This is a genomic window from Kutzneria sp. 744, from assembly GCF_000568255.1.
Lineage (GTDB): Bacteria > Actinomycetota > Actinomycetes > Mycobacteriales > Pseudonocardiaceae > Kutzneria.
This window is the reverse complement of sequence record NZ_KK037166.1, coordinates 2,466,321-2,477,060: the sequence shown is the minus strand read 5'-3', so window position 1 is coordinate 2,477,060 and position 10,740 is coordinate 2,466,321. Positions and strand designations below refer to the sequence as shown.

At 71.2% G+C, this 10,740-nt stretch carries 10 protein-coding genes and 1 pseudogene; 9 read left to right on the top strand and 2 right to left on the bottom strand.

Annotated elements, in window-relative coordinates; translation table 11 throughout:
- From KUTG_RS10910 to KUTG_RS10900, 3 genes and pseudogenes are all read left to right on the top strand, one after another.
- Positions 1 to 491, top strand: a pseudogene (locus KUTG_RS10910) (hypothetical protein); the annotation flags it as partial.
- The gene (gene thrS / locus KUTG_RS10905) at positions 488 to 2,506 is read left to right on the top strand and encodes a threonine--tRNA ligase (protein ID WP_043716657.1); all 2,019 of its coding nucleotides are present in this window, start codon (positions 488 to 490) and stop codon (positions 2,504 to 2,506) included. The pseudogene KUTG_RS10910 and the gene thrS, both read left to right, overlap by 4 nt.
- The gene (locus tag KUTG_RS10900) at positions 2,503 to 3,048 is read left to right on the top strand and encodes an HIT family protein (RefSeq protein ID WP_043716656.1); all 546 of its coding nucleotides are present in this window, start codon (positions 2,503 to 2,505) and stop codon (positions 3,046 to 3,048) included. Before thrS ends, KUTG_RS10900 begins: the two co-directional genes overlap by 4 nt.
- A gap of 82 nt (positions 3,049 to 3,130) precedes the next feature.
- On the opposite strand, the gene KUTG_RS10895 is transcribed toward KUTG_RS10900, so the two are convergent.
- A complete protein-coding gene (locus tag KUTG_RS10895; RefSeq protein WP_043728936.1) occupies positions 3,131 to 3,670 on the bottom strand; it encodes a YceI family protein in 540 nt (179 codons plus the stop codon).
- 87 nt (positions 3,671 to 3,757) lie between these two features.
- Between KUTG_RS10895 and KUTG_RS10890 the strand changes: the two genes are divergently transcribed.
- From KUTG_RS10890 to KUTG_RS65670, 6 genes are all read left to right on the top strand, one after another.
- Entirely contained in the window at positions 3,758 to 4,240 is a 483-nt protein-coding gene (locus KUTG_RS10890; RefSeq protein WP_043716654.1) for a MarR family winged helix-turn-helix transcriptional regulator, read from the top strand.
- A gap of 92 nt (positions 4,241 to 4,332) precedes the next feature.
- On the top strand, positions 4,333 to 4,944 hold the full coding sequence (gene pgsA / locus KUTG_RS10885) for a phosphatidylinositol phosphate synthase (RefSeq protein ID WP_043716653.1): 612 nt from the start codon (positions 4,333 to 4,335) through the stop codon (positions 4,942 to 4,944).
- Positions 4,941 to 5,825 carry a phosphatidylinositol mannoside acyltransferase gene (locus KUTG_RS10880; RefSeq protein WP_043716651.1) on the top strand — a complete coding sequence of 295 codons (885 nt, stop codon included), beginning with the start codon at positions 4,941 to 4,943 and terminating at the stop codon, positions 5,823 to 5,825. The genes pgsA and KUTG_RS10880 overlap by 4 nt, the downstream gene beginning before the upstream one ends.
- A complete protein-coding gene (locus KUTG_RS10875) occupies positions 5,822 to 6,880 on the top strand; it encodes a glycosyltransferase family 4 protein (protein ID WP_043716650.1) in 1,059 nt (352 codons plus the stop codon). The genes KUTG_RS10880 and KUTG_RS10875 overlap by 4 nt, the downstream gene beginning before the upstream one ends.
- 8 nt (positions 6,881 to 6,888) lie before the next feature.
- Positions 6,889 to 7,338, top strand: coding sequence for a hypothetical protein (locus KUTG_RS53230; protein WP_052394313.1), 450 nt, complete (start codon positions 6,889 to 6,891; stop codon positions 7,336 to 7,338).
- Between the two features lie 68 nt (positions 7,339 to 7,406).
- The gene (locus KUTG_RS65670) at positions 7,407 to 8,366 is read left to right on the top strand and encodes an NUDIX hydrolase (RefSeq protein ID WP_043716648.1); all 960 of its coding nucleotides are present in this window, start codon (positions 7,407 to 7,409) and stop codon (positions 8,364 to 8,366) included.
- A gap of 93 nt (positions 8,367 to 8,459) precedes the next feature.
- Here KUTG_RS65670 and KUTG_RS10860 read toward each other — a convergent pair whose 3' ends face one another.
- On the bottom strand, positions 8,460 to 10,586 hold the full coding sequence (locus KUTG_RS10860) for an elongation factor G-like protein EF-G2 (RefSeq protein WP_043716646.1): 2,127 nt from the start codon (positions 10,584 to 10,586) through the stop codon (positions 8,460 to 8,462).
- Between the last annotated feature and the right edge of the window lie 154 nt (positions 10,587 to 10,740).

Sequence of the window (10,740 nt, the reverse complement as noted above, 5' to 3'; positions counted from 1 at the left end):
CGGCGTGCGCGGCGATCGTGCTGGCCCTGCTGTTGGTGCTGCCACCGGACGTGCGGCCGATCGCCCTGGTCGCCGGAGCGGTGCTGACGGCCTATGTCGCCGCCACGACCACGGAGCTGGGCTGGCACCGGCTCAGCGACACGATCGGGGCACTGGCGCTGTGCGGGACCTTCGCGGTGCTGCTCTCGGACGTGCGGCCGGTGTGGTGGGCGACGCTGATGGCGACCTGCGCGCCGGCCGCCGCCGTGCTGGCCGGATATGGGGTAGTCAGCCTGACCAGCGTCACCGACCTGGTGATCGTCGCCACGGGAGCGATCACCGCCGGCGTCGTGGCCGCCGTCGCGCTGCCGCTGTGCGCCCAGCCGAGGGCTACGGCGAACGCCCCGGTGTCCGCTGGATACGATGAGGGGCCGACCAGGCCGTTATCCCGTGTGAAGGAGTCATCGTGTCGCAGCCGCGTCCCTCAGGCCCAGGAGCAGCACCCCGTGTGACGGTGCCGGCCGGGACGACGGCGGGCACGGCGGTCCGCGAGGCGGGCCTGCCGGGCAAGGGCGCCGACGCGATCGTCGTGGTCCGGGACGTCGACGGCAAGCTGCGTGACCTGTCCTGGACGCCGGAGGCCGACGTCGAGGTGGAGGCCGTCGCGGCCGACACCGAGGACGGCCGCAGCGTGATCCGGCACTCCGCCGCGCACGTGCTGGCCCAGGCCGTGCAGCAGGCCTTCCCAGAGGCCAAGCTGGGCATCGGCCCGCCCATCAAGGACGGCTTCTACTACGACTTCCAGGTGGACAAGCCGTTCACCCCCGAGGATCTGGCCGACCTCGAGAAGCGCATGAAGCAGATCATCAAGGGCTCCCAGCGGTTCTCCCGCCGCGTGGTCGAGTCCGTCGACGCCGCCAAGGACGAGCTCAAGGCGGAGCCGTTCAAGCTGGAGCTCGTCGACATCAAGTCCGACGTCGACACCACCGAGGTGATGGAGGTCGGCGCCGGCGAGCTGACCATCTACGACAACCTCGACCCGCGCAGCGGAGACCGGGTGTGGGGCGACCTGTGCCGTGGCCCGCACGTGCCCACCACCAAGCACATCCCGGCGTTCAAGCTGACCCGCTCGGCCGCCGCCTACTGGCGCGGCAGCGAGAAGAACCCGCAGCTCCAGCGCGTGTACGGCACGGCGTGGGAGTCGCAGGAGGCCCTGGAGGCGCACCTGGAGCTGCTGGCCGAGGCCGAGCGCCGCGACCACCGCCGCCTGGGCACCGAGCTCGACCTGTTCAGCTTCCCCGACGAGATCGGCTCCGGCCTGGCCGTCTTCCACCCGCGCGGCGGCATCGTGCGCCGGGCCATGGAGGACTACTCGCGCCGCCGGCACGAGGAAGAGGGCTACGAGTTCGTCTACTCGCCGCACATCACCAAGGGCGCGCTGTTCGAGACGTCCGGCCACCTCGACTGGTACCGCGACGGCATGTACCCGGCGATGCACCTCGACGCCGAATACGCCGAGGACGGCACGCTGCGCAAGCCCGGCCAGGACTACTACCTCAAGCCGATGAACTGCCCGTTCCACGACCTGATCTTCCGGTCGCGCGGGCGCTCCTACCGCGAGCTGCCGCTGCGCATGTTCGAGTTCGGCACGGTCTACCGGTACGAGAAGTCCGGCGTGATCCACGGCCTGACCCGGGTGCGCGGCATGACGCAGGACGACGCGCACATCTTCTGCACCCCGGAGCAGGTGCAGGAGGAGCTGAAGTCGCTGCTCGGCTTCGTGCTGGGCCTGCTGCGCGACTACGGCCTCGACGACTTCTACCTGGAGCTGTCGACCCGCAACGACGAGAAGTACGTGGGCTCCGACGAGGTGTGGGAGCAGGCCACCGCGGCGCTGCGCGAGGCGGCCGAGGACTCCGGCCTCCAGCTGGTGCCGGACCCGGGCGGCGCCGCCTTCTACGGCCCGAAGATCTCCGTGCAGGCCAAGGACGCGCTGGGCCGCACCTGGCAGATGTCCACCATCCAGCTGGACTTCAACCTGCCGGAGCGGTTCGAGCTGGAGTACACCTCCAGCGACGGCAGCCGGCAGCGGCCGGTCATGATCCACCGCGCCCTGTTCGGCTCCATCGAGCGCTTCTTCGGCGTGCTGACCGAGCACTACGCCGGCGCGTTCCCGGCCTGGCTGGCCCCGGTGCAGGCGGTCGGCATCCCCATCGCCGACGAGCACGTCGAGCACCTGATGCAGGTGACCAAGGCGCTGCGGGCCAGGGGCGTGCGGGTCGAGGTGGACGCCTCCGACGACCGCATGCAGAAGAAGATCCGCAACCACACGTTGCAGAAGGTGCCGTTCATGCTGGTCGCCGGCCAGAAGGACGTGGAGGGCGGCGCGGTGTCGTTCCGCTTCCGCGACGGCAGCCAGGTCAACGGCGTGTCGGTGGAGCAGGCGGTGGAGTCGATCGTGAACTGGATCGAGCGCCGCGAGAACGCCTCGCCCAGCGCCGAGACCTTCGCGGTGGCCACCGCGTGACCTCGCCGGACCGGGTCGAGCAGCACGGTGTGGGGGTCCCGGACGCGTTGCAGCGGCTGTGGACCCCGCACCGGATGGCCTACATCCGGGGCGAGAACAAGCCCGAGGGCGACGAGCCGGCGGGCTGCCCGTTCTGCTCCATCGTCAACCTGCCCGACGAGCAGGCGCTGATCCTGGCGCGTGGGCAGCTGGTGTACGCGGTGCTGAACCTGTACCCGTACAACGCCGGGCATCTGATGGTGGTCCCGTACCGGCACGTCGCCGACTACACGGACCTGAACGCGGCCGAGACCGTGGAGCTGGGAGAGTACACCCAGACCGCGATGCGCGTGGTGCGCGGCGTCTCGGCCCCGCACGGCTTCAACATCGGCATGAACCAGGGCGCCATCGCCGGCGCCGGCATCGCCGCCCACCTGCACCAGCACGTCGTGCCGCGCTGGGGCGGCGACGCCAACTTCATGCCCGTCATCGGCCAGACCCGCACCATCCCCCAGCTCCTGGGCGAAACCTGGGACCTGCTCTCGAAAGCCTGGCCCCGATAAACCGCGAGTCCCGCTCTCGGGCAACCATGTGTCGAGTTCATGACTGCCCGAGAGCGGGACTCGCCGGGGTTGGGCTTGAGGGTCAGGCCTGGAGCTGGGCCTCGACGTCGAGCTCGATCTTGATCTTGTCGCTGACCACGGCGGACGGGATGCCGCCGCCGACGCCGAAGTCGGAGCGCTTGATCTCGGTGCTGGCCGACACGCCCAGGACCTTGCTGTTCGGGCCGTCGCCGAAGCCGCCCAGCTCGCCGGTCAGGGTCACGGCCTTGGTCACGCCGTGCAGCGTCAGGTCGCCGTCGATCTCGACGTCCTCGCCGTCGATGCGCACCGCGCTCGACGTGAAGGTCAGGTGCTCGTGCTCCTCGACGTGCAGGAAGTCGGCCGAGCGGACGTGGCCGTCGCGCTGCTCGTTCTTGGTGTCGACGCTGTCGGCCACGATCTGGGCGGTCACCGAGGACGTGCTCGGGTCCTCGCCGGTAACGATCGTGCCGCTGATGGTGTTGAAACGACCGCGAACCTTGGACACGCCGAGGTGGCGGACGATGAAGGCGACCTCCGAGTGCACCGGGTCGATGTTCCACGTGCCGGCGACGTATCCGGGGATCTGGGTTGCCGCAGTCATCTTTCGGTCCTCCATGAGCCTTGGTTGAACTCTCAACTGAACCTTAGCACTGAGGTTGAGAGTTCAACAACAGGTATGATGTGACTCATGAGCGAGCCGCGGTGGTTGTCCGATTCCGAGCAGTGGGTGTGGCGGGCGTACCAGTCCGCGACCAAGCTGGTCAACGAGCGTCTGGACCGCCAACTGCAGCGCGACTCCGGCATGCCGACCACCTACTACGAGATCCTCGTCGCACTCTCCGAGTCACCCGATCGTGAGCTGCGGATGAGCGAGCTGGCCGAGTTCACCAAATCCTCCCGCAGCCGCCTGTCGCACGCGATCGCCCGGCTGGAGGAGAACGGCTGGGTCGTCCGCCGCTCCTGCGCCACCGACAAACGTGGTGCGTTCGCCGTGCTCACCGAGGACGGCATGGCCGCGGTCAAGGCCGCCGCCCCCGGGCACGTCGGCGAGGTGCGCACCGTGCTGTTCGACGGGCTCTCCGAGGACCAGGTGCGCCAGCTCGGCGTGATTTGCGAGGCGATCACCGCCCAGGCCAGCAAGGGATGCACCGCCGACCCGTGTGACGAGTGAGACGCGGGGGTGTCGGTGGCCGCTGTCCCACGTCCGCTGGTTAGGCTGGTCCCACCCGGTCCTGTAGTGCAGGTAGGTGCCTCCGCCGCCCCATGCTGAACATCTTCGCTCGCGCCTCCGTCTCACGCGTCACCGATCCTGTCGGGACGTGGCTGCAGCGGCGCGGTGTCACGCCCAATGCCGTCACGCTCGTCGGCACCGCGGGCACCGTGCTCGGCGCGCTCTGGTTCCTGCCACGCGGTGAGCTGTTCGCCGGCACGCTCGTGATCACCTTCTTCGTGCTGTTCGACCTGCTGGACGGGGCCGTCGCCCGGGCCAGCGGGGCCGGCACCCGGTTCGGCGCGGTGCTCGACGCCAGCTGCGACCGGATCGCCGACGGCGCGCTGCTCGGCGCCATCGCCTGGTGGTGCCTGGCCGGGGCCGGCGACCGCTCCGGCGGCGCCGCGGCGCTGATCGCGCTGGTCGGGGCGCAGGTCATCTCCTACATCAAGGCCCGCGCCGAGGCCACCGGCCTGTCGGCCGACGGGGGCCTGGTCGAACGGGCCGAGCGCATGATCCTGGCCCTGGTCGGCACCGGCCTGACCGGTCTCGGCGTCCCCTACGCCGTGGACGTGGCGCTGTGGGTGCTGGCGGTGCTGGCGGTGATCACCGTCGCGCAGCGGATGATCGCCGTGCATCGGTCGGCCAAGGAGCAGACCGGGTGAAGGGTCTGCTCGTCACGGCCGCCTACCGTGCCGGCTGGGCCTTCGCGCGGCTCGCCCCCGAGCAGGTCGCCGTCGGCGTCTTCCAGTGGGGCGCGGACTTCGCCACCCGACGCAACGGGGCCGGGGTCGCGCAGTTACGCCGGAACCTGGCCCGCGTGGTGCCCCGGGCCGGGGCCGCGGAGTTGGACGAGCTCGTCGCGCGGGCGATGCGGTCCTACGCCCGGTACTGGTACGAGACGTTCCGGCTGCGGCCCGGCGACGTCGAGGCCGTGCACCAGGCGGTCGAGCGGACCGCCACCGGCCAGGAGAACCTGCACGCCGCGTGCGCCGAGGGCAACGGCGTGATCCTGGCGCTGCCGCACTGCGGCAGCTGGGACCTGGCCGGCGTCTGGCTGCTGGGGCACACCCGCCAGGTCAGCGTGGTCGTGCAGCGGCTGCGGCCCGAATCGCTGTTCCGCAGCTTCACCCGGGCCCGTGAGCGGCTCGGCTTCGACGTCGTGCCGTCGGCCGGCGGCGAGACCCGGCCCACCGAGCACCTGGCGCAGCGGCTGCGGGCCGGCGGGGTCGTGTGCCTGTTCGCCGACCGCGACCTCACTGCCAGCGGCGTGCCCGTGTCGTTCTTCAACGGCACCACCCGCATGCCGGCCGGCCCCGCCTACCTGGCCGCCACCACCGGCGCGGCGCTGCTGCCGGTCGGCACCTGGTTCACCGAGACCGGGTGGGGGATGCGGGTGCACCCGCCGGTCAAGGTCAACGGCGTGGACGGCATCCCGGCCGCCACCCAGGCGCTGGCCGACGTGTTCGCCGCCGACATCGCCGCGCATCCCGAAGACTGGCACATGCTCCAGCGGCTGTGGCTCACCGAGGACCTCTCCGAGTGAGGATCGGCCTGGTCTGCCCGTATTCGCTCGCCGTGCCGGGCGGGGTCCAGGCCCACGTCACCGGATTGGCCGCCGCGCTGCGCGGGCTGGGGCACGAGGTGTCGGTGTTGGCCCCTACCGGGCGGGCGACGCCCATTCCCTTCAACGGTTCCGTGGCGCGACTGGCTTTCGGCCCAGCCGCGTACGTGCGGGTGCGGCGCTGGCTCCGTGAGGGCGATTTCGACCTTCTGCACCTGCACGAGCCCATCGCGCCCAGCCTGTCCTTCCTGGCGTTGACGCTGGCCCGGGGACCGGTCGTCGCCACCTTTCACACGTCGTTCGACCGGTCGTGGATCCTGTTGGCAGCGCGGGGAGTGCTCCGGCCGCAGCTGGAGAAGGTCACCGCCCGGATCGCCGTGTCGGAGCCGGCTCGTCGGGTGCAGGTCGAGCACCTCGGCGGCGACGCCGTCGAGATCCCCAACGGGGTCGACGTCCGGTTCTTCGCCGATGCCTTGCCGCTGCCCGATTTTCCCCGTGCCGGCGGCACCATCGGCTTCCTCGGCCGTTTCGACGAGCCCCGCAAGGGCATGTCCGTGCTGGTGGAAGCCGTGCGGCTGCTGGATCGTCCCGATCTGCGGCTGGTGGTCGCCGGCCGTGGCAACGCCGACGCCCTGCGCGCCGCCTGCCCGCAGGCTCTTGTGCTCGGCGAGGTCTCGGACGCCACCAAAGCCGCCCTGTTCCGTTCCGTCGATGTTCTGTGCGCGCCCAACACCGGCGGCGAGAGCTTCGGCATCGTGCTCGCCGAGGCCATGAGCGCCGGGGCTCCCGTCGTGGCTTCGGATCTCGACGCCTTCCGCCGCGTCCTCGGCCCCGCCGCCCTGTTCGCCCCGCCCGGCGACCCCTCGGCGTTGGCCGCCGCCCTGGCTTCGATGCTCGACGATCCCGTGCGCCGCAGGGAATTCGGTTTCGCCGGCTCCTCGCGCGCCCTAGCCTTCGACTGGTCCGTGGTCGCCGACCAGGTCCTCCGCGTCTACGAGGCCGCCACCTCGGCCAGCCCTGCCCCCGCACGAATGTAGGTTTCCGGATGCCGCGCCACCGCAACGATCCCCGCTGGCTCGGCATCGGCACGGACCGCTACCGCTGGAGTGTCGGCCACTCGCACGAGAACCTCGAGGATCCGAACGAGCGGGACAAGACCTGCTGCGAGTTCCTGGAGCTCCGGCGCGAGCGCGTGCACGGCCGCGTGTACATCGAGTTCTGTGTCGGCAACGGTTTCCGCGTCTCCGACGGCTGGGGCATGCACTCGGGCCAGGTGCGGCACGCCGACGGGCGGGGCCTCAACCTCAACCAGCCCGGCGTGGTCCGAGCCCTGCTCGACGCCGCCGTCGCCGTCGGCTGGGACCCGACGGCCACCACCGTCGCCGAGCTCGACGGCTGGGCCCTGTTCGACAGAGCCTTTGCCAACGCCACCTCGGGCCAGTATTTCCCCACCCCGAACCGCGCTGCCACCCGGCCGCCTTCCGCCTCCTGCTAGGGCTTTTCCACCCCAACCTCCCTTTCACCCCGCCCACCTCCACCTCCACCGCGGAGTAGGGTCGGCTCGTGATCTTCGAGGCGGTGGCGGCGGGGCTGGCGGTGCTGCTCATCCTCGGTTCGAGGGTGTTGCGGCTCACCAGCCGCCTGGACCGGCTGCACATTCGCACCGACGCGGCGTGGGCGGCGTTGGATGCGGCGTTGGCGCGGCGGGCGTTGCTGGCCCGGCTGGCGAGTCCGAAGGCCACGGAGGCGACGGAATCGGCTGAGGGGGCGTCGCGGCCGGACCGGGAGGCCGCCGAGAACGAGGTCAGCCGGCTGCTGGGTGAGCTGGACCGGACGTCGCTGCCGGGGGAGATCGCCACCGAGCTGGCCGACGCCGAGCACCGCCTGGTCTTGGCGCGCCGGGTGCACAACGACGCCGTGCGGGACACGCTGTCCTTGCGCCGCAAGCGATCGGTGCGCTGGCTGCGGCTGGCCGGCACCGCGCCGCTGCCCAGCTACTTCGAGATCGCCGAGCCCGTGGCGCCCGAGAGCGGCGAGCAGGCGCTGGTTCCTCGGGCGTCGGCCCGCATCCTGCTGGTGGACGACCGTGACCGGGTTCTGCTGTTCCGCGGGGGAAATCCGCCGCCGAACAACGCCGAGCAGTGGTGGTTCACGCCCGGCGGCGGCATCGAGAAGGGCGAGGCGCTGACCGAGGCCGCGGTTCGCGAGCTGGCCGAGGAGACCGGAATCCGTTGCTCCGAAACGGATCTCACCGGCCCCGTCTGGCTGCGCCGGGTGACCTTCTGCTTCGACGGCCGCTGGCACCTCGGCGAGGAGTGGTTCTTTCTCCTGCGCACCAAGGCGAATGCCATCGACACCTCGGGCTTCACGCAGCTGGAGAACGACACCGTCACCGACCACCGCTGGTGGACCACGGAGGAGCTGGCCGACTCCGACGAGCTGATCTACCCGCCGCTGCTGGGCCCGCTGCTGGAGGATCTCCTTGCCACGCAATGGGACGGCGTAGTGCGGCCGGTCCGCTGACGCCGCACCGCTCGGCCGGGCGCGCAGGGCCGCGCGATGTGAGATGGCGCGGCCCGCGCGGTCGATGCGGGCCGCGCCATTCCTTTCTCTCCCTCAGATCTTCGTCGCCAGGTTGTCCGGCAGGGGGTCGTACCGGGCGAAGTGCCGGGTGAAGGTCGCGGTCCCCGAGGCGAGGGACCGCAGCTCCACGGCGTACCGGATGAGCTCGGTCGCGGGCACCTCGGCGCGGATCATGGTGTGCCCGGGCGTGATATCGGCCTCGGTGCCCAGGACGCGGGCGCGGCGGCTGGACAGGTCGCCGAGCACGGCCCCGAGGTGGTCGTCGGGCAGCCGGATGGTCACCTCATCCATGGGCTCCAGCAGCGAGATCCGGCTGTTGGCGGCGGCCTCCTTCAAGGCCAGCGCGCCGGCGGTCTGGAAGGCCGAGTCGGAGGAGTCGACGCTGTGGGCCTTGCCGTCGATGAGGGTCACGCGCACGTCGACGCACGGGTGGTCGCCGTGCAGGCCCTTGGCCAGCTGGGCCCGCACCCCCTTCTCCACGCTGGGGATGAACTGGTGCGGCACCGATCCGCCGACGACCCGGTCGACGAACTCGAAGCCGGATCCGCGCGGCAGCGGCTCGACCTCCAGGTCGCACACGGCGTACTGGCCGTGCCCGCCGGACTGCTTGACGTGCCGGCCGTGCCCCCGGGCGGCCTTGGCGAAGGTCTCCCGCAGCGGCACCCGCACGTCCTCGGTGTCCACCTCGGCCCCGCCGGCGCGCAGCCGCGCCAGCACGACGTCGGCGTGGGCCTCGCCCATGCACCACAACACCATCTGGTGCGTCTCGGTGTTGCGCTCCAACCGGAGCGTCGGATCCCCGGCCACAAGGCGTGCGAGGTTGCGGGCCAGCGTGTCCTCGTCGCTCCGTTTGCGGGCGATGATCGCGACCGGCAGCAGCGGCTCGGGCATCAACCACGGCGACATCAGCAGCGGCTGGTCGGGGCTGGACACGGTGTCGCCGGTCTCGGCCGAGCCGAGCTTGGTCAGCGCGCAGAGGTCGCCGGCCACGCAGAACGGCACCTCGCGCAGGCTCGACCCGAGCGGCGAGTAGATGTGCGCGACCCGCTCGTCCTCGTCGTGGTCCTCGTGTCCGCGGTCGCTCATGCCGTGCCCGGAGACGTGCACGGACCGCTCCGGCCGCAGCGTCCCGGAGAACACCCGGACGAGCGACACCCGACCGACGTAGGAGTCGACGGCGGTGCGCACGACCTCGGCCGCGAGCGGGCCGTCCGGGTCGGTGGCCAGCTCCAGCACGGTGCCGGCGATCGGGTCGGTCACCGACGGCAGCGGGTGCTCCAGCGGCGACGGGAAGGCGCGCACGATGCCGTCCAGGATCTCGGCCAGCCCCAGGCCGGTCGCCGCGCACGCCGGCACGACCGGGTAGAACGAGCCCCGGCTGACCGCGGTCTCCAGGTCGGCGATGAGCACGTCCTGGTCGATGTCCTCGCCGCCGAGGTAGCGCTCCATCAGGGTCTCGTCCTCGCTCTCGGCGATGACGCCCTCGATCAGCGCGTTGCGGTGGTCGGCCATGAAGTCGGCGAGGTCGGCGTCGGGTTCCCGCACGGTCGGCGGGTAGCCGTCGGAGTAGTCGAAGACGCTCTGCGTGATCAGGCCGACCAGCTTGGTGTTGCCGGAGCCGGGGACCGGGAGGTACAGCGGCAGCACGCCGGCGCCGAACGCCTCCTGGCAGGCCGCGAGCTCGGCGTCGAAGTCGGCGCGGTGGTGGTCGAGCCGGGCGATCACGACGCCGCGCGGCATGCCGACGGCCGCGCACTCCTCCCACAGCGCCATGGTCATGGCGTCGACGCCCTCGGACGCGCCGACCACGAAAACCGCGGCGTCCGCGGCGCGCAGGCCGGCCCGCAGCTCGCCGACGAAGTCGACGTACCCGGGCGTGTCGATGAGGTTGATCTTGACGTCCTGGTGGACCAGCGGGGCCACCGCCAGCCCGACCGAGCGCTGCTGGCGCTGGGCCGCGGGGTCGTGGTCGCACACGGTCGTGCCCTCGGTGACGGACCCGGCCCTGGTCAGCACGCCGGAGGCGGTCAGAAGCGCCTCGGTGAGCGTGGTCTTGCCGGCCCCCGACGGGCCGACCAGCACGACGTTGCGGACCTTGGCCGGGTCGGCTACAGCGACCGCGCCGCCGGATTGGGTGTTGTCGGTGTTCTTGGACCCCATGGGGTCACCTCCTGAACGAACCGAATTGACCTGGAGCACACCTCGATGTGTTCGATCTCACACCCGAAGCGCTGGTCGGACAAGCCCGTCGGCGAAGTGGCCTTCCGTAATTGTGTCGGATTGGCCTCAAACACCAGGCCACGTTCGACCTAGC

Excerpts from the sequence above, each read along its gene's own strand:
- KUTG_RS10860 (WP_043716646.1), bottom strand. The coding sequence starts at position 10,586 with ATGGGGTCCAAGAACACCGACAACACCCAATCCGGCGGCGCGGTCGCT.
- KUTG_RS10895 (WP_043728936.1), bottom strand. The coding sequence starts at position 3,670 with ATGACTGCGGCAACCCAGATCCCCGGATACGTCGCCGGCACGTGGAAC.
- KUTG_RS53230 (WP_052394313.1), top strand. The coding sequence starts at position 6,889 with ATGCCGCGCCACCGCAACGATCCCCGCTGGCTCGGCATCGGCACGGAC.
- KUTG_RS10890 (WP_043716654.1), top strand. The coding sequence starts at position 3,758 with ATGAGCGAGCCGCGGTGGTTGTCCGATTCCGAGCAGTGGGTGTGGCGG.
- pgsA (WP_043716653.1), top strand. The coding sequence starts at position 4,333 with ATGCTGAACATCTTCGCTCGCGCCTCCGTCTCACGCGTCACCGATCCT.